The organism is Proteus sp. FZP2095 (assembly GCF_023701425.1).
GTDB lineage: Bacteria > Pseudomonadota > Gammaproteobacteria > Enterobacterales > Enterobacteriaceae > Proteus > Proteus cibarius.
In genome coordinates this window covers 205,773-225,342 of record NZ_JAMQBJ010000003.1, presented here as the reverse complement: position 1 = coordinate 225,342, position 19,570 = coordinate 205,773, and the positions used below count along the sequence as shown (strand labels likewise).

General features: G+C 38.4%; 16 protein-coding genes and 2 tRNA genes. 15 read left to right on the top strand and 3 right to left on the bottom strand.

What is annotated here, in order from left to right:
• Positions 1–40 precede the first annotated feature (40 nt).
• From serB to NBG71_RS13825, 9 genes are all read left to right on the top strand, one after another.
• The gene (gene serB, locus NBG71_RS13865) at positions 41–1,018 is read left to right on the top strand and encodes a phosphoserine phosphatase (protein ID WP_075672712.1); all 978 of its coding nucleotides are present in this window, start codon (positions 41–43) and stop codon (positions 1,016–1,018) included.
• Positions 1,019–1,055: 37 nt separating this feature from the next.
• Positions 1,056–2,447: a DNA repair protein RadA gene (gene radA / locus NBG71_RS13860; RefSeq protein WP_075672711.1), complete on the top strand. Its 1,392-nt coding sequence runs from the start codon at positions 1,056–1,058 to the stop codon at positions 2,445–2,447.
• Positions 2,448–2,458: 11 nt separating this feature from the next.
• Complete coding sequence (gene nadR, locus NBG71_RS13855; protein WP_075672710.1) at positions 2,459–3,703, top strand: multifunctional transcriptional regulator/nicotinamide-nucleotide adenylyltransferase/ribosylnicotinamide kinase NadR; 1,245 nt, start codon at positions 2,459–2,461, stop codon at positions 3,701–3,703.
• A gap of 381 nt (positions 3,704–4,084) precedes the next feature.
• Positions 4,085–5,224: an ElyC/SanA/YdcF family protein gene (locus NBG71_RS13850; protein WP_083629087.1), complete on the top strand. Its 1,140-nt coding sequence runs from the start codon at positions 4,085–4,087 to the stop codon at positions 5,222–5,224.
• Positions 5,225–5,406: 182 nt separating this feature from the next.
• Positions 5,407–6,939: an alpha/beta hydrolase-fold protein gene (locus NBG71_RS13845; RefSeq protein ID WP_250916937.1), complete on the top strand. Its 1,533-nt coding sequence runs from the start codon at positions 5,407–5,409 to the stop codon at positions 6,937–6,939.
• A 211-nt stretch (positions 6,940–7,150) separates the two neighbouring features.
• Positions 7,151–8,590: an alkaline phosphatase gene (gene phoA, locus NBG71_RS13840; RefSeq protein WP_075672709.1), complete on the top strand. Its 1,440-nt coding sequence runs from the start codon at positions 7,151–7,153 to the stop codon at positions 8,588–8,590.
• Positions 8,591–9,011: 421 nt separating this feature from the next.
• Positions 9,012–10,643, top strand: a complete 1,632-nt coding sequence (locus tag NBG71_RS13835; RefSeq protein WP_075672708.1) for a Na/Pi cotransporter family protein — start codon at positions 9,012–9,014, stop codon at positions 10,641–10,643.
• Positions 10,644–10,645: 2 nt separating this feature from the next.
• Entirely contained in the window at positions 10,646–11,194 is a 549-nt protein-coding gene (locus NBG71_RS13830) for a GNAT family N-acetyltransferase (RefSeq protein WP_191901564.1), read from the top strand.
• Positions 11,195–11,401: 207 nt separating this feature from the next.
• Positions 11,402–11,665 carry a DUF1435 family protein gene (locus NBG71_RS13825; RefSeq protein WP_075672706.1) on the top strand — a complete coding sequence of 88 codons (264 nt, stop codon included), beginning with the start codon at positions 11,402–11,404 and terminating at the stop codon, positions 11,663–11,665.
• A 56-nt stretch (positions 11,666–11,721) separates the two neighbouring features.
• Here the strand turns inward: NBG71_RS13825 and NBG71_RS13820 are convergent.
• The 3 genes from NBG71_RS13820 to rsmC all read right to left on the bottom strand — a co-directional run bounded on the left by NBG71_RS13820 (position 11,722) and on the right by rsmC (position 13,104).
• Positions 11,722–11,808 (bottom strand) — tRNA-Leu (locus tag NBG71_RS13820).
• Positions 11,809–11,846: 38 nt separating this feature from the next.
• Positions 11,847–11,933: transfer RNA gene (locus NBG71_RS13815), tRNA-Leu, on the bottom strand.
• 154 nt (positions 11,934–12,087) lie between these two features.
• Positions 12,088–13,104 (bottom strand): 16S rRNA (guanine(1207)-N(2))-methyltransferase RsmC, encoded by a 1,017-nt coding sequence (gene rsmC / locus NBG71_RS13810; protein WP_075672705.1) that lies wholly within the window; start codon positions 13,102–13,104, stop codon positions 12,088–12,090.
• A gap of 129 nt (positions 13,105–13,233) precedes the next feature.
• Between rsmC and NBG71_RS13805 the strand changes: the two genes are divergently transcribed.
• From NBG71_RS13805 to NBG71_RS13780, 6 genes are all read left to right on the top strand, one after another.
• Positions 13,234–13,644, top strand: coding sequence for a DNA polymerase III subunit psi (locus tag NBG71_RS13805; RefSeq protein WP_075672704.1), 411 nt, complete (start codon positions 13,234–13,236; stop codon positions 13,642–13,644).
• On the top strand, positions 13,613–14,059 hold the full coding sequence (gene rimI / locus NBG71_RS13800) for a ribosomal protein S18-alanine N-acetyltransferase (protein WP_075672703.1): 447 nt from the start codon (positions 13,613–13,615) through the stop codon (positions 14,057–14,059). The genes NBG71_RS13805 and rimI overlap by 32 nt, the downstream gene beginning before the upstream one ends.
• A 670-nt stretch (positions 14,060–14,729) precedes the next feature.
• Positions 14,730–16,319, top strand: a complete 1,590-nt coding sequence (gene prfC, locus NBG71_RS13795; RefSeq protein ID WP_075672702.1) for a peptide chain release factor 3 — start codon at positions 14,730–14,732, stop codon at positions 16,317–16,319.
• A 785-nt stretch (positions 16,320–17,104) separates the two neighbouring features.
• Positions 17,105–17,449, top strand: a complete 345-nt coding sequence (locus NBG71_RS13790) for a BON domain-containing protein (protein WP_075672701.1) — start codon at positions 17,105–17,107, stop codon at positions 17,447–17,449.
• 129 nt (positions 17,450–17,578) lie between these two features.
• Entirely contained in the window at positions 17,579–18,643 is a 1,065-nt protein-coding gene (locus NBG71_RS13785; protein ID WP_075672700.1) for a patatin-like phospholipase family protein, read from the top strand.
• Complete coding sequence (locus NBG71_RS13780) at positions 18,636–19,418, top strand: TatD family hydrolase (RefSeq protein ID WP_164530692.1); 783 nt, start codon at positions 18,636–18,638, stop codon at positions 19,416–19,418. Before NBG71_RS13785 ends, NBG71_RS13780 begins: the two co-directional genes overlap by 8 nt.
• The last annotated feature ends 152 nt before the right edge of the window (positions 19,419–19,570 follow it).

Genomic DNA, 19,570 nt, shown 5'->3' with positions numbered 1-19,570 from the left:
CGATTATTTTGTTCAGACAGGGGAAAACAGGAGAATAAGTATGTCAAATAGTCTGACCTATTGCTATTTACCGGATGAAATCCGTAAATGGCCAGGTCTGCCGTTATCACTCAGTGGTGAAGAGGTAATGCCACTAGATTACCGTGCTGGAGATAGTGGGTGGTTACTTTATGGACGTGAACTTGATAAGAAAAGAATAAGTGAGTTCCAACATAAATTAGGTGTGGCAATCGTCGTGGTTTCTTCATGGCGCATTGATGATTACCAAGTTGTGCGTATTGCAGGTAGCCTAACTCGCCGGATCCGCCGTTTATCCGATGAATGTGGCCTAGATGTCGTTCCTCTAGGTGAAATTCCTCGTTTACGTTCTCCTGGGCTTTTAGTGATGGATATGGATTCAACGGCAATTCAAATTGAATGTATTGATGAAATCGCTAAATTAGCAGGAGTGGGGGATAAAGTTGCTGCGATAACAGAGCGAGCAATGCAAGGTGAAATGGATTTTAGTGAAAGCTTAAAACTGCGTGTTGCTGAACTTAAAGGTGCTGACGCTTCTATTTTACAAAAAGTGATGGATGATTTGCCTCTTATGCCGGGGTTAACGAGCTTAGTTCGAAAACTTCAGGCGATGGATTGGCATATTGCTATCGCATCTGGCGGTTTTACGTATTTTGCTGATAACTTAAAACAAAAATTACGTTTAGTAGCTGCTGTTGCTAATCATCTTGAAATTAAAGATGGCAAACTAACGGGTAAAGTTAAAGGCCCTATTGTTGATGCGAAATATAAAGCACAAGTCCTTGCACGTTTAGCTAAAGATTTAGAGATCCCAATAGAGCAAACAATTGCCATTGGGGATGGTGCAAACGATCTTAAAATGTTGAGAAAAGCAGGGCTTGGTATTGCTTATCATGCAAAACCTAAAGTGTATGCTCAGGCAAAAGTTGCGATCCGCCACGCCGATCTAATGGGTGTATTGTGTATTTTAAGTGGTGGTTTAAAACACGAAGAGCGCTAAGGGTGTTTTTCTAAATAGTTATTGTTGGGAGAGAAGTGTGGCAAAAGCAGCAAAAAGAGCCTTTGTATGTAATGAATGTGGTGCAGATTACCCTCGTTGGCAAGGGCAATGTTCTGCTTGTCATGCGTGGAATACAATTACAGAAGTACGCCTTGCAGCAGCCCCTTCTTCCCGCAACGAGCGTTTTAGTGGATTTGCGGGTGATGCGAAAGGGGTTAGCCGAGTTCAAAAATTATCGGAAATTAGCCTTGAAGCATTACCTCGATTTTCCACAGGGTTTAAAGAGTTCGACCGCGTACTAGGTGGTGGCGTTGTTCCCGGAAGTGCCATTTTAATTGGGGGAAGCCCCGGTGCAGGTAAAAGTACTTTATTGCTACAAACTATGTGCCGTTTAGCGACTGAAATGAAAACACTGTATGTCACGGGTGAAGAGTCGCTACAACAAGTCGCTATGCGCGCTCACCGATTAGGTTTACCGACAGCCGAACTGAATATGTTGTCAGAAACCAGTATTGAACAGATTTGTTTAATTGCCTCACAAGAACAACCTAAATTAATGGTGATTGACTCTATTCAAGTGATGCATATGGCAGATATTCAATCTTCGCCAGGCAGTGTTGCTCAAGTCCGTGAAACAGCCGCTTATCTGACCCGTTTTGCTAAAACTAATGATGTTGCCATTATTATGGTAGGTCATGTAACAAAAGATGGCACATTGGCTGGGCCTAAAGTGCTGGAACACTGTATCGACTGCTCAGTTATGTTGGATGGTGAAACAGACTCTCGTTTTCGTACTTTACGTAGTCATAAAAACCGTTTTGGCGCCGTTAATGAATTAGGCGTTTTTGCCATGACAGAGCAAGGATTACGGGAGGTGAGCAATCCCTCAGCTATCTTTTTAAGCCGAGGTGATGAAATTACCTCAGGCAGTTCTGTGATGGTGGTGTGGGAAGGTACGAGACCTTTGCTGGTGGAAATCCAAGCGTTAGTTGACCACTCAATGTTGTCTAATCCACGGCGTGTTGCGGTGGGATTAGAGCAAAATCGCCTTGCCATTTTACTTGCCGTTTTACATCGCCATGGCGGATTACAAATGTCTGATCAAGACGTTTTTGTGAATGTAGTTGGTGGAGTAAAAGTCACAGAAACCAGTGCAGATTTAGCCTTGTTATTATCATTAGTATCAAGTTTTCGTAATCGTCCTTTACCGCGTGATTTAGTGATATTTGGTGAAGTGGGACTTGCGGGAGAAATTCGACCTGTACCTAGTGGGCAAGAGCGTATTGCAGAAGCAGCAAAACATGGATTTAAACGTGCAATTGTACCTAGTGCAAATATGCCGAAAAAGAATCCCCCTGATATGAAAGTGTATGGTGTGAAGAAGCTGTCAGATGCGTTATCTGTCCTTGATGATTTGGAAGATTTCTAAAGGAGAAAAGTATGGGCTCTTTTGATTATATCAAACAGGCTATCAGAAAAAATGGATATACTTTACAAAAAGTTGCTGATGAAAGTGATATGACGAAAGGCTATCTTAGCCAATTGATTAATAATAAAATCAAGAGTCCCAGTGCTCAAAAGATGTCGGCATTACACCAATTTTTAGGGTTAGAATACCCAGTGAAAAAGAAAACCATTGGTGTGATTTTTGGCAAATTTTATCCTCTTCACACCGGGCATATTTATTTAATTCAACGTGCTTGTAGTCAAGTAGATGAATTGCATGTCATTTTATGTCATGACGAGCCTCGTGATAAAAACCTTTTTATCAACAGTGCGATGTCACAACAACCTACGGTCAGTGATAGATTGCGCTGGTTATTACAAACCTTTAAATATCAAAAGAATATCCGTATTCATGAGTTTGATGAACACGGTATAGAGCCACAGCCTCATGGTTGGGAAATGTGGAGTGATGGGATCAAAACATTTTTGCGTGAAAAGCAGATAACCCCTGATTTTATCTATACTAGTGAACGGGAAGATGCGGATCAATATAATGCTTTCTTGGGTATTGAAACGGTTCTGATTGATCCTGAACGTTCATTTATGAATATCAGTGGCAGTCAAATCCGCCAAGCGCCTTTTAAATATTGGGAATATATTCCAACAGAAGTAAAACCTTTCTTTGTGCGTACAGTAGCGATTTTAGGTGGCGAATCCAGCGGTAAATCAACGTTAGTGAATAAGCTTGCCAATATTTTCAATACGACGAGTGCATGGGAATATGGTCGTGATTATGTATTTTCTCACCTTGGTGGTGATGAAATGGCATTACAATATTCCGACTACGATAAAATTGCATTAGGGCATGCTCAATATATTGATTTTGCTGTTAAATATGCAAATAAAGTCGCTTTTGTTGATACGGACTTTGTCACAACACAGGCATTTTGTTTACGTTATGAGGGTAAAGAGCACCCCTTTGTTCAAGCTCTGATTGATGAATACCGTTTTGATTTAGTTATTTTGCTAGAAAATAACACGCCATGGGTAGCCGATGGTTTGCGTAGTTTAGGGAGTGATAAAGATCGTCGTCGTTTCCAAACCTTATTAATGGAAATGCTCGATAAAAACAATATTGAGTATATCAAAGTTAACTCCCCTGATTATGACGAACGTTTCTTAAGTTGCGTTGAATTAGTCAGAGAATTATTGATGATGCAATCAAAACATATTGAGTAACATTATGATTAAAAAACGCCATTAGTGGCGTTTTTTTACATTGAAGAATGATAATAATCGCTTGTCTCAAAACTTAATGTTTTTCTTCCTGAGTAAATTTCTTTTATTCTTTACTACTAATGACCTATCAGAACAAAATCTCTTGCCAAAAGATAAAAATATATAAAAAAATCTGTCAAATAAGCTATCTACGTAATAATGCTATTTTTTTCAATAAGGTGAAAAAGGTTACTGAAAATTAATTCAGGGATCTCTATTATAGAAAATAGGTATAGATTTATCGGTGTGTATTTCTTTTGCCATTAGGTGTGAGGAGTCACACTCTCTATCTTCATTCGCTTAGGTGAAGAAGCAGACTATTTTTCGTAAAAGGACAAGATAATGGCACAACCTTCCCGTGTTTCACTTCATATCAAGAAAACAGTCATTTCGTTAGCGATTGCTGCTTTAGGTTTTACCGTCTCATCAAATGCATTGGCTTATCAAAAAGTCCATCAACCTGATAATAGTTATCAGCAGTATGTCTCTCAGCGCCAAACGGTTGATAGTTTGATCCAAGATGCATTAGATGCTTTTAAGTCACCAGCGCGTGTCTCTGATGCTGGTTTTACGGGAAAACTGCCATCAAATATGGAAATTGTGGCGCAAAAACTGCAACAAGCTTATAAATTAGAGCCTTACCGCCTTGATTTATTATTTAGTACTGCCAGCGCTTATATCTATAACAATGATGTTCCTCGCGCAATTACGATTTATAAACAGATTTTAGAAGCCGCTCCTGATGATATTGATGCGTTAATTTATGTGACTTCGTGGACACGTTTCGAAGGTAAAGATAAAGAAAGTGAAGCCTATTTCAATAAATTAAAATCATTAAATCCGGCGAAAGCGGATGAACTCAAACGTTTCTTTGCTGAGATAGATCGTGTCAGCAAAATGCCGTTAAGTGATAAATTAACGCAAACAGATTTGGCAAAACTAAATAAAACCAAAGATAACAATGCGATTGTGACATTGGGTTATGCATTAAATCCTGATGGTACAATGAATAAAATCTTAATTGAACGTCTAAATAAAACCTTAGAAGTTGCTAAACAATTACCTGAAGCCATGATTATCGTGACGGGTGGTGTGCCTAAAGCACATCAAACAGAAGGAAAGTTAATGGCGGATTGGTTGGTGAAAAATGGTATTGCACCAGAGCGTATTTTCCAAGAGAACTATGCACGTACAACAGTCGAGAATGCGTTATTTAGCCGCTATGCCTTAACCAAACATCGTATTAAAACAGCTGTTATTATTAGCTCTGGTAGTCATGTTCGTCGTGCCGATGCGATTTTCACACTTGCAAGCTGGCAAAGTGGCCCAAGTGATATCTCTTACCTAACAGTTGTTGCACCAGATAAGCCATTAGCTGAATTACAAAAGGCAAGTAAATCAGATATACAAGGCATTTATCGTGATGGCTTAAAAGCATTAGGATTATGGAGCTTCCGTAGTTATCCACTAGAAGAGCGTTGATAGGAAAGTCTCTCAGGTAATTAATTAGAAAGAAAGCCTCCTCAATAATAAAATAGGAGGCTTTTATTTATCTATACTCATTTAATTTTCATTGAATTGATAACAATTATCATTACTATTGCTTCTCACAATAGTTAATAATGAGAAATAAAGTGAGAATTCCTCTGATGATATGCGCATTGATGGCCTCTTTTCCCAGCTTTGCAAGTTGCTTAGCAGTAACTGAAAATAAAGAAATGACAGGTCATTTTGATAACAATAATACGTTGTGTTTTACCGCTTATTTAGAAAGCCAACGTTATGTTGAATTAAACGTAAAAGGGATACAAAACCTACGGTTAGAGACACAAGATGGCACTCATATTCGTAGTTTATTAAAGGATATTCCTGCTGATGGGCAACAGAAAGTACGCTTTTTATTACCCGAAACGACACATTATCAATTGGTTGCACAAGGCGAAGCCAAAAAACAGTGGCAATTCACGCTAATAACACAGCCTTATCAACCGTTAGATAAAGATGCAGGTATTGCACCAACTAGCCCTCGTTTACAAACACTCGCCAAACAACTTGATCAAAAAAATATTCAGGCATTTTGGCAACAAATACATCAGGAAGGAACTCCTCTGATTGAGCCTTATGATCATGATAAAAAGCGAGTCACTTTTCTATGGCAAGGTGCCAAAAAGAATGTTTATTTATTGGGATCACCCGATGGTAACCATGATCCGTTAACCCATTTAGCCAATAGCGATATTTGGTATCGCAGTTATATCGTGCCTAACGACACATTAATGCAATATAAATTAGCGCCTGATGTGCCTGTTATTGAAAATTCAGAGCCTTTTGAACAACGTCGTGCGATCTTAACCACGGCACAAGCCGATCCGTTTAATTCCCAAAATTCACCAAGTCAGTCTGAGGATATCTATAATCACTTTTCGTTATTGTCGTTAGACAGTAAACGTGAATGCCAATTGCCCGATATTCTTGATAGAACAATGAAAGGCAAGACCGAGATTGTTCGTTTTCACAGTGAAATCTTAAATAATGATCGTGAAATTGCACTTTATCTGCCAGCCCAAAAAATGGAAATACCGCGGATCTTGGTGTTATTTGATGGTCAAACTTATCGTCGCCAATATGGTATTGATCGGTTTTTTGATAAACAGATCGAGGAAGGTAAATTGGCACCGATGATGATCCTATTTGTTGATAGTATTGATAGTGATCGCCGTAGTGTTGAATTACCGCCAAACCCTGATTTTTATCGTTTCTTGGCTGATGAATTATTTGTTTGGCTAGAAAAAGAGAAAGGTATTCACGTATCTGGGGAAGAAACGATAATATCAGGCTCAAGTTATGGTGGATTAGCATCTTCATGGGCCGCATTTAATCGCCCTGATCGTTTTGGCAAAGTGCTGAGTATGTCTGGCTCTTATTGGTGGACACCTGAAAATGAAGAGCCAGAATGGCTTATTCGACAATTTGAGCAAGCAGATAAAAAGCCATTGCAGTTTTTCTTAGAAGCAGGGCTATTTGAAAGTCGTGGTGATAAAGGGGGGATTTTAAATAATAATCGCCATCTTAAGCAGGTTTTAGAGCAAAAAGGCTATCCTGTTAAATCACTCGAAATGGCCAGTGGGCATGATTATATTTCTTGGTGTGAAACCCTGTATTTGGGCGCAAAAGCATTAACCCAAGAGAATGACTAGTTTAAGATCTCGCCTTAACAATATGCTTTAATACAACAGAAGCTTATATACGCATTCGCGGTATAAGCTTTTTGTTTGTCATCAACTTGTCATAAAGCTGTCATCGAAATCACTTTTACTCTTCATTTCTCTGTCATTTAACTGCCGTAAGCTTTTCCTGACTTAAAACATTAATCCTGTTTTTTTTATTTTAGAGTGCAAGGAAAAAGCTATGTCTCATCGTTACCAACGTTCTATTTTATCCGTTATTGTAACAACGCTATTAGCTGGTGCGAGTTTCTCTTCTTTTGCAGCTCCCGTTGCTGCGGATACAATTTTGGCACAAGATCGCGCAGCAAAAGGTAATATCACGGAATTTGGCGGTGCTCGCCGTATGACTCAAGATCAAACTGAGGCATTAAAAGCCGCTTTAAATAACAACCAGGCAAAAAATGTGATCCTCTTTATTGGTGATGGTATGGGGGATTCTGAAATCACTGTTGCACGTAACTACGCTGAAGGTGCTGGTGGTTTCTTTAAAGGCATTGATGCGTTACCGATAACGGGTCAATACACACACTATTCATTAGATAGAAAAACACAAAAACCTAACTATGTAACCGATTCGGCAGCCTCAGCAACGGCATGGGCTTCGGGTGTGAAAACCTATAATGGCGCATTAGGGATTGATGTGTTTGGTAAGGATCACCAAACTATTTTGGAATTAGCAAAAGCCAATGGAAAGGCAACAGGGAACGTAACAACGTCGGAAATTCAAGATGCGACACCTGCGGCATTGTTCTCGCATGTGACAGGACGTAAATGCTATGGCCCCGTTGAGACTTTAGAAAAATGCTCAACAAACGCATTAGAAAATGGTGGTAGAGGCTCTATCTCTGAGCAGCTTTTAGTGACTCGAGCAGACGTTACATTAGGGGGCGGAGCGAAAAGTTTTGCTCAAACTGCAGCTGCCGGTGAGTACAAAGGCAAAACGTTAGAACAGCAAGCGATTGAGCGTGGTTATCAAATAGTGAAGGATGCAAAATCACTGGATGCGATTACGCTGGCAAACCAAGATAAACCAGTATTAGGTTTGTTCCATGAGGGCAATATGGCCGTGGCATGGGAAGGCCCTAAAGCGACATATCATGGTAATTTGAACAATCCACCATTAGAGTGCAAACCTAACTCTAAACTCGATCCAAATGCGCCAACACTGGCACAAATGACCAAAAAAGCGATCGACTTACTGAAGACCAATGAAAATGGTTTCTTCTTACAGGTCGAAAGTGCCTCTATTGATAAGCAAGATCATAACGCTAATCCTTGTGGACAAATCGGTGAAACGGTTGCGCTAGATGAAGCCGTACAAATCGGTTTAGATTTCGCTAAGCAAAACGGTGATACGCTGATTATCGTGACTGCAGACCATGCTCACTCAAGCCAAATTATTGAAGCGGATGTGAAATCAAGCGGGTTAACACAAGCACTTATCACTAAAGATGGTGCGGTTATGGTGGTGAATTACGGTAACTCTGAAGAGGAATCTCAAGAGCATACTGGTGCGCAATTGCGTGTGGCTGCTTATGGCCCGCATGCAGCTAATGTGGTTGGATTAACTGACCAAACAGACTTGTTCTTCACGATGCGTGATGCAATGGGTCTGAAATAAATTTAAGCTGAATTTATAGTCTGTCTGAACTTGTAGTCGAATTGTCTTACTAAATTGTTGTATTTTCGCGCGACTTAGAGAGATACCCTCTGGTCGCGTTTTTTTATTAATAATTTAGTCTATTTAAAATAAAATGATAATAAATCAATAGGTTATTTATAGGCTGATTTTGAAAGTTACACATTCTCTGTTATAATTAACAGAACTTACAAACTAATCTATGTAATATTCTCAACTTCTCCATTGATTATTGCACTTAAGTTGCAATATCTTTTTGTCAAATAACACTCTACGTTATTTAAGGCATTACCCGTAAAAATTTTTCTCAGATAGATTATCTGCTCGTGGTCTTTCTCTTTTTTATGAGATTGAAGGAGAACAGAGTCAAACAAACAACGATAAAAATAAGGTTATTATTTCTATGCTGACACTGCTTCATTTACTCTCATCAGTCGCACTTCTTGTCTGGGGAACACATATTGTTCGTACAGGCATTATGCGCGTCTTTGGTTCTGATTTACGCCGAATTTTAGGTAAAAGTATTAATAAGAAATCCAATGCTTTCCTTGCGGGTGTTGGGGTAACGGCATTAGTCCAAAGCAGTAATGCGACGGCACTTTTGGTTATCTCTTTTGTGACGCAAGGGCTGATTTCGATTACACCGGCACTGGTTATTATGTTAGGTGCAGATGTGGGTACTGCACTGATGGCGCGAGTGCTAACCTTTGATCTCTCTTGGTTATCTCCACTACTTATTCTTGTCGGGGTGATCACTTTTCTAAGCCGTAAAAAAGAGCGGGTCGGGCAATTAGGGCGTGTAGGAATTGGTCTTGGTTTAATTATTTTAGCCTTACAGCTGATAGTCACTTCCGCAGAACCAATTACCCATGCCAGTGCGGTACAAGCTATCTTCACATCATTAAGTGGAGACACTGTTTTAGCTCTCTTAGTGGGCGCTTTGTTTGCTATGGTGAGTTATTCAAGTCTGGCTGCTGTGTTATTAACAGCGACATTAAGTGCAACTGGGCTAATGCCTTTATACATCAGTTTATGCATTGTGATTGGTTCTAATATTGGTAGTGGTTTGTTGGCGTTAATGAGTAGCCGAGGGCAGAATGTTGTTTCACGCCAAGTAGTACTAGGAAGTCTATTTTTTAAATTGATTGGTGCACTATTGGTTTTACCTTGGATAACCATCATTGCAAATAAAATTCAGCAATATGGATTTTCACCGGCTGAAGTCGTTATCTATTTTCATGTTATTTATAATCTTGCACGCTGTGTAATGATGATCCCTTTTGTCGGCATAATGGCAAAATTATGTCAGCGACTGATCCCAGAATTGCCTGCTACAGGATCTGAAGTGGCACCTCGTTATTTGGATCAATCAGCTATTGATACACCTTCTTTAGCTATCGCTAATGCGGTTAGAGAATCACTACGATTAGGTGATGTTGTCGAACAAATGTTGCAACGTTTTACTGCATTAATGGAAGGTGATCGTCAGCAAAAAAGGGAAATTAGCCAGTTAGAAGAAGAGGTCGAATTACTCCATAGCAGCATAAAATTGTATATGGCACAAATTCAACAGCATGATCTAGGAACTGAAGACTCTCGACGTTGGGCTGAAATTATTGATACAGCGATGAATTTACAGCAATCATCCGCTATCATAGCGCGTATGTCATCTGAAATGGTGAGTAAAGGTCTAAATCATCACTTATTTTTATCGGAGGAAGGGCGTCGTGAATTACAGACACTCCTTGAGCGTCTGCAAAGTAATCTGAATCTGGCGATGTCGGTATTTGTTTCCGGCAACATGGAACATGCTCGTAAATTACGTCGAGCAAAACATCGTTTCCGTTTACTCAACCAGCGTTACTCGTTTGCTCATGTAGAACGTCTTCATTTGCATAATATGCAAAGTATTGAAACTAGTTCTCTGCATACCAGTTTGCTCGGTGATATGAAACGGTTGAATTCCTTATTCTGTGCCGTGGCTTACCACGCATTAGAACGAAGTGAAGCATCATCAGAACAGGTTAATCTTTAATAATGAAAAACAATATTCGTCAATTAACAAGAAATGAAATTCCACAAGTATGGGAAATTGATAGAACTGAGCTTATTGAAAAGCTGTATGTATTAAAAGAAGGAAAGTTACTTTTATCAGAGCAACGTTTTGATATGAAAGGTTGGCCAGAAGGTGAAGCAGAGCATTACACTCCTGTTTTACTCGAAAGTTTTGACCGAGGAGCACCTTTCTGGGGTGTTTTTAAACAAGGTCAATTGATTGCAGCTGCGAGTGTTGATCCGCAAAAACGTGGTCAAAATGGTACCTTACTGCAACTCTCTTTTTTACATGTTAGCCACCAGCAACGTGGGCAAGGTTTAGCACGAATATTATTTGATTATTGTGTGGAATATGCGAAGAAAAGAGGGGCTGATGGATTATATATATCATCAACACCTTCTGAAAATAGTGTGAATTTTTATCAGTATTTAGGGTGTCGTTTAGTTGATACTCCTGATCCTGAGCTTTATGAAAGAGAGCCTGAAGATATTCATTTAGTCTTTCATTTTATCAATCTAAATAACGCTTAGTTTCGTTTATTGACCACTATAACAACATAATAAAATTGAACGTCTTATCGTGAAAATGGTAAGACGTTTTTTATTTATTATTCTAAAAGATACACATAACCCTTTAAAAAATAAGGATATCAAATAAGTTTTTTTCTTTATATAAGTTGATTTGGTATAAGTGTTATATATAATAATGAAAATCATTATCATTAATGGTGTGTTATTATGGCTAAACCAACACGTATACCTCCAGTGACATCTTGGACATCTCGTATAAATTTATGGGAAATGTTGGCGGTTTCTTCTTTGCTAACAGTGATCACGCATTATATTGCAGGAACATCAGCCTTTACGCTGATTTTAGTGGTTTCAATGCTGTTATCCACCTTGATGCTGTTCCATAAAAAATTACAGATGTGGGTGATGATACCCGCAGGTGTTGTATTAACCTACAGTTTGATGACACTTTTAGTCGCATATTATGGATAGAGAATATTCGCTGAGTGATTGGAGGGGAGTTATCACAAGAAAAAAAGGTTATTGAGTGGTGCGAAGAGGGGGACTTGAACCCCCACGTCCGTAAGAACACTAACACCTGAAGCTAGCGCGTCTACCAATTCCGCCATCCTCGCAGTCTTACTCAATAATTTTACTCTGGATATTGTCTGTTTGGTGCGAAAAGGGGGACTTGAACCCCCACGTCCGTAAGGACACTAACACCTGAAGCTAGCGCGTCTACCAATTCCGCCACTCTCGCATTCAGACAGGAAGCGAATTTTATGCCTTTTATTTTTGGCGTCAATTATTTTTTATCAATAAATTATCTTGGTGATGAAAAATAAAACACCTTGAGTTATCACTTAAAATCAGCCCCAAAAATAAAGCCCTGTTTGAGATAACAGGGCTTGTGATTAGTCTTTCTTGGTTGCTTGGTAAACTTTAAATTTACCTGTTGATGCAAGTACTTCGTGAGAGCCAAATACATGATCCAAAATATCTGGATAAGGGATAAATGAATTCGCTACAATGCGCAATTTACCGCCTCTTTTCAGATAATTTGGAGCAAGGCGAATAATATCTTCAGCAGCGGTATAGCTTGTGCCTAAACCATCATGGAAAGGCGGGTTTGAGATTATCCAATCATAAGTTTCTTCGACCGCTGAATAGACATTACTTGCAATTACTCGACCTTCTAATTCATTCACGTTTAAGGTGGCGATACTAGAAGAAATTGCCGCCGCATTCACATCACATAGTGTCAGTTTCAACATTGGGTTTTTCTTACCAAGTACAGTGGCGAGTACACCACAGCCACATGCCATATCCAGTAAATCGCCAACCATTGCATCATCAAAAGTTGAAAGTAATAAACGGCTACCCTCATCTAATGCGTTTTGGCTAAAGACACCCGGCAATGCCATTACAGTGAGATCATCATGGCGATAAGTTTGCCACCAGTTATTACGGTCAAACAGTGTTTGATATGTTTGAGTACCAAAAAATAAGCTACAACGGCGTGCTGAATCTATTTTTTTAAGTTTAGCGATACCGTTCATTAATTCAGTGGCACTTTTAACACCGCTACGGTTTTCACCGACGATAAAGATTTCAGTACCCACTTGTAAGTTAGAGCAAAGGCTACGCAGTTGGAAAGTGGCTTCGTTTTTATTTTTAGGCCAAAAGTAGATCAAGGTATTGCAATATTTCACAAAGGACTGATCTGCAACTAAACCAAAGAGTGCGTTATCACCCATTGATTTTAGTAATGGTAGCCACTGGTGATATTGGTTGGTATATGCTCTGACACTTTTTGCCTGGATCTGTGCTGCGAAAGTATCTTGGAGATCACCTGCAATAAGTACATGCCTGTCTGCGAAATGATCTAGGTGACGAAGAATAACTTCGCTAGCAGGGGACAGTGAGGACATTATGATTATTACTCCTTAAAAAACATGAGACGCATGATATCAGATATAAAGAAACCGACGCTATTTATTGGCGTAGTTTATGCCCTCTGATACTATGTACCGTTGTTCTACACTTGATAGGTAAGCATAATGAGCCGTAAAGACAGAATGTTATCCCAACTTGGAATTCGTCAGTGGGTACTTCATAAGCCTGCTGTGTTAAAAGGCGAGCATTCTGTTCAATTTCCGGATACAACACGTTTACTTATCATTACTGATGATACCGTTGATCTAAATAACGGGCTTTTCTCTGATATTTTTAGCGCCATGGGGATAGATAAAAACGAAATCTATTGTATTACAACAGATGATGTGAGCATGCTCACAGAATCATTTGATCTTCCCTGCTGGTTATTAGGCACTGATCTCATACTTCCCTCTGAATATACTTCTCTGAGAAGCCCTTCATTACATCAGTTATATTTTGATGCTGATGCAAAACGCGATCTTTGGAAACAAATCTATCAATATGAAGACCATTTCACTCTTAAACCCTGCTGATTTACCTTTAGCATGGCAAATTGAAAAATTAAGTCATTCATTCCCTTGGAGTGAAGAAACATTTTATAGTAACCAAGGAAGTCATTATTTTAATCTGAAAATTTGCATTGATAATATTATTGTAGGTTTCGCAATTACGCAATTAATATTAGATGAGGCAACACTTTTTAATATCGCAATCCATCCTGATTATCAGGGGAAAGGTTACGGTAAAGAACTTTTATTAGAACTGATTGAAACGCTTGAGAAAAAAAATATTACTACCCTGTGGTTAGAGGTGCGGGAATCTAATGAAAAAGCGTTCAATCTCTATGAATCTATAGGATTTAATTTCGTTTCAAAACGCAAAAACTATTACCCAACAAAGACAGGGAATGAAGATGCGATTATCATGGCTTATCCTATTTCTTTCTAATTAAATCTTTATTTAAGTTAAATTTAAAACGCCTTCTATTAGGCGTTTTTTTATTTTATTTGAAGTGTGAAAATTTTATTTTTTATTAATTGTATTTAAAATTTATCTTTATTTTCACTTAATATAAATTTATCAAGTTAATTTCACTTTTGTCATTGTTTAATTTTAAAACGTTAGGTGATTATAACAGTGTTAAAAAGGTGAATGGCATTTAAAATAAGTAAATTGAGTATTTATTTTTGTTTTAAATAAAGTGATTAGTCTCTAAATATAGACAAAATTAAATCTAAATGAAGGTGTATTTATTTAGGAACTTATATTCAATCCCGATTTTAACCGAAAATAAATAGGCTAATTCAGGGCTTTATTAGTAACTCATAAAGTCAGTTTGTAGAAATTTTAGTAAAATAAGTATTTTGAGAGTATCAATGAAAACAGCGTTACCCTATAAAGCAATAGGCACGATTAATTTTTTCAAACACTAGGCATCACTCCCTCAAGCAGATAAAATAGTAACCATTGATTGTTTATACAGACAAGATAGGCGAAAATAAGCGCCAATTAAGATTAACTTACGGGTTGAATGTCTTTATAGTCACTTTAATTATTACTTATAGCGATATATCAGTGCCTTACATTCTCTCGTCTATCAACTAGAAGATCACCATTGATGTCTAATCCTATTTTTCAGCAAGAAGTTGCTCGTCGTAGAACTTTTGCCATAATTTCCCACCCCGATGCGGGTAAAACAACCATCACTGAAAAAGTGTTGTTATTCGGACAAGCAATTCAACGTGCAGGAACCGTAAAAGGTCGTGGTTCAAATCAGCATGCAAAATCTGACTGGATGGAAATGGAAAAACAACGTGGTATTTCTATTACAACCTCAGTCATGCAGTTCCCTTATGCAGATTGCTTAGTTAACTTATTAGATACTCCAGGACACGAAGACTTCTCTGAAGATACTTATCGTACTTTAACTGCTGTTGACTGCTGTTTAATGGTAATTGACTCCTCTAAAGGGGTTGAAGATCGTACTCGTAAGTTAATGGAAGTAACGCGTCTACGTGATACACCAATTCTGACTTTTATGAATAAACTCGACCGTGATATTCGTGATCCAATGGAGCTCATGGACGAAGTTGAAACAGAGTTGAAAATTGCGTGTAGCCCTGTGACTTGGCCTATTGGTTGCGGGAAACTCTTTAAAGGGGTTTATCACATCCTTAAAGATGAAACTTATCTTTATCAAACAGGCCAAGGTCATACTATTCAGGATTCTCGCGTCATTAAGGGATTAGATAACCCAGAGCTTGATGAAGCTATTGGTGATGATTTAGCAAGCCAATTACGTGATGAATTAGAGTTAGTATTAGGTGCATCTCATGAATTTGATCATGAAGCATTCTTAGCTGGCGAATTAACTCCAGTGTTCTTTGGTACGGCATTAGGTAACTTTGGTGTTAACCATATGCTTGATGGCCTTGTAAAATGGGCACCAGCACCAATGCCTCGTCAAACCGATATGCGTGAAGTTACCGCTTCTGAAGAAACGTTCACGGGGTTCGTCTTTAAGATCCAAGCCAATATGGATCCTAAACATCGTGACCGTGTTGCATTCCTGCGCGTTGTATCTGGTATGTATGATAAAGGCATGAAATTACACCAAGTTCGAATCAAAAAAGATGTGGTGATTTCTGATGCATTAACCTTTATGGCTGGCGACCGTTCTCACGTTGAACATGCTTATCCAGGGGATATTATCGGTCTTCATAACCACGGTACAATCCAAATTGGTGATACTTTCACTCAAGGTGAAATTCTGAAATTTACCGGTATTCCAAACTTTGCACCGGAGCTATTCCGTCGTATTCGTTTACGTGATCCGTTGAAACAGAAACAGTTACTTAAAGGATTGGTGCAGTTATCAGAAGAAGGTGCTGTACAGGTCTTTAGACCTCTGGCAAATAACGATTTAATCGTAGGGGCAGTGGGTGTACTTCAGTTTGATGTGGTTGTTGCAAGACTTAAGAGTGAATATAACGTTGAAGCGATTTATGAATCCGTTAACGTTTCAACAGCTCGCTGGGTTGAGTGTGATAACGAGAAAAAACTCGAAGAGTTTAAACGTAAAAATGAACAAAACTTGGCACTTGATGGCGGCGATAACTTAACTTATATCGCACCAACAATGGTCAACTTGAATTTAACGCGTGAGCGTTATCCTGATGTTGAGTTTCATCAGACACGTGAACACTGATACTCGTCATACTTCAAGGTGTAGCGTTGTTGACTGCGTTCATTCGTACTAGTTACATACTTATGTATGCTCCTAGTGACTCATTTACTTGTCGCCTAGCTACATCTTGAATTATTTAGAGTATCTACTCTTCTGCTTCAAGGTGTAGCGTTGTTGACTGTGTTCATTCGTACTAGCCACATACCACATACTTATGATACTCGTCATACTTCAAGGTGTAGCGTTGTTGACTGTGTTCATTCGCACTAGTCACATACTTATGTATGCTCCTAGCGACTCATTTACTTGTCGCCTAGCTACATCTTGAATTATTTAGAGTATCTACTCTTCTGCTTCAAGGTGTAGTTTTTAGAGTAACTGTATTGGCATACTTACAGTTGTAGCTCGAATTATTTAGAGTATTTAACTTAATGAAAAGGCTATGTTTTTTTAATATAGCCTTTTTTGTTTCTTAGCTTTTCTTTATTAAATCTACTCAACATATCTCTAATATCCAGCCCAAAAGCCCTTCTTCATTTGGAATTAATCTCTTTTTTTTCTGTTAACATTATGCTCGTTTTTATACTTATTTATAAATATATGTAAAATTTATTATAGTTTTATTCGTTATTATTAGAATAAAATTACTAGGATTAGTCTTTATTTGTTATTTTTTACTTTATTTAACTCAAATAGCTTATTAGTGTAATAGCTTAGATTGTTAAAGTTTTGTAGTAATTCATAAAAATACAGATATTAAAACACACATATTTCCTGTCGCAGTTATTGTGATTAGGGGGAGAGCAATGGAACAATATAAAACGCTGAAATTAGCGCTAGTAATGTCAATAGGCTTGGCTTTTGTCAGTATGGGCGCATCAGCTGAAACATCGTGGTATAGCGAAATCAATAACAGTGGGAATAACACGGGGCATTATTTAAGTGATACTTCCATCTCGAATAAGATTAAAGATACGCTATTACCAATGCAAGATATTGATAGTGAAAATATTTCTATTCGTACTGAGTTTGGACATGTTTTTCTTTCAGGTTTTGTTGATAGTAAAGCGCAAGAAGAAAAAATCTTACAAATTATTGAAAAAATTGAAGGTGTTAAAAGCGTAGATTCAGATGTAAATATCAAATCATAAAAATGATTTTCTTTTATATTCGTCATATTCTAAGAAGATATTGTCTGATTTATTTGTATGAATACGTAAAAAGAATGACGACAAAAAAATGTGCGGGTATCCTTTGATAAGTTGTATAAAGGAGACATTATGGGGAAGTATATACCTGTCACATTAAATAATATTACTGCACTCGAATTTCAATCCTCACTACCACAAGGCAAAGTCGCTTTAGTTTGTGAAGGCGGAGGTCAACGCGGGATCTTTACTGCGGGTGTCCTTGATGAATTTATGCGATCACAATTTGATCCCTTTGATATTTTACTTGGGGTGTCTGCGGGAGCGCAAAATTTATCTGCTTTTGCCTGTGGTCAGCGTGGATATGCACGTAAAATTATTAATCGCTATACAACTAATAATCAATTTTTTAATCCCCTTCGCTTTGTCCGTGGTGGTAATTTACTGGATCTTGATTGGTATATAGAAACGACTGCCAAAGAAATGCCTCTTGATATGCCAACAGCGCTACGTCGTTTTGATACAGGGCGCGAATTTTATATGGTGGCAAGTCGTTCCGATAATTTTCAGGCAAATTATTTTCAACCCGATGAACCGACTTGGCTTGAGATAATCAAAGCATCTAGTGCTATTCCTGCTTTTTATCGTAATGGTGTTTTATTTCATGATGTTGTTTATCATGATGGTGGCATTAGTGATGCTATCCCTGTGAGAGAAGCTTATAGGCGTGGTTGTCGTACTATTGTTGTTGTTCGCACTGTTCCTTCTGAATATCAATACACAACTGAATGGGTTGAGCGTATGGGAAAATGGTTTGAAAATAGCCGTTTACAGCGCTTTATGGAGATGGCACAAGTGCATATCGAAACCTATACCGAGACAATTAAATTTATCCAATCGCCCCCAGAAGATGTTGTGGTTATTGAAATATATCCACCAACCACATTGCAATCTAGCGCGCTAGGAAGTCGTTTAAGTGCACTAAATCATGATTATCATGTGGGCAGACGTTGTGGGCGCTATTTTCTGGCAACAATTGGTCAGCACTTTTCTAAGAAAAAATTCAAACAACACGATAAAAAAGTCTTTAGTTTGTTTGAACAAGAAGCGAAGGCTGATAAAGCAGAGAATGCCTCTATAATTCAACAAGGAACTCGCAGCGTACACCCTGATGTGAGGCAGATTCAGAATGAATAAATTTATTGATACCCACTGCCATTTTGATTTTCCGGTTTTTTATGATGATATTGCTAACAGTTTGTCACTAGCGCGTCAGGCTCATGTTGAAAAAATCATTATTCCCGCCGTTGCACGTTGGAATTTAGATGTTGTTGCAGAGCTCGCTAACCATCACCATCAATTATATTGTGCATTGGGATTACACCCTTTATATATCAATGAGCATACTGAACAGCATCTTTTGGAATTGGAACAAAAATTAAAAACGACTTCTCGTTGTGTTGCTATCGGCGAAATTGGGCTTGATGATTATATGGAAAATCCCCAGTCAGAGAAGCAAGAGGCATTTTTAATTGCACAGCTTAAATTAGCGATTAAATTCGATTTACCTGTGATCCTACATTCACGTAAAACCCACGATAAGCTAAGTGCACTTTTACGCCGTTATGATGTGCCTCGCAAAGGGGTTATTCATGGTTTTGCAGGAAGTCTGCAACAGGCAGAAAAGTTTATTCAGCAAGGCTATTTTATTGGTGTTGGTGGAACCATTACTTATGAGCGAGCACAAAAAACTCGCCGTGCAATTGCCTCGTTACCACTAGAATATCTGTTATTAGAAACAGATGCTCCTGATATGCCTGTAAGTGGTTTTCAAGGTAAACCTAATCGCCCAGAACGTATTCAGAACGTTTTTTCCCAACTCTGTGAGCTGCGTCAAGGATCACCAGAGGCGATCGCAGAGCAACTCTATCTCAATAGCCTACAATTATTTGGGCTCAACAATATTACCTAGCGCTTGAATGAAAATGCGGTTTATCTAAAGGTTAAAAACTCCCTAGCCTGTTCAACAATGCAATTTTCTTTTTTGTGTGATCTACTTCTCATTTATGACTTTTGTGTTACTTTTTTCAGACTCTATTTGTGATGGGTATTGAGGGTTCTTTT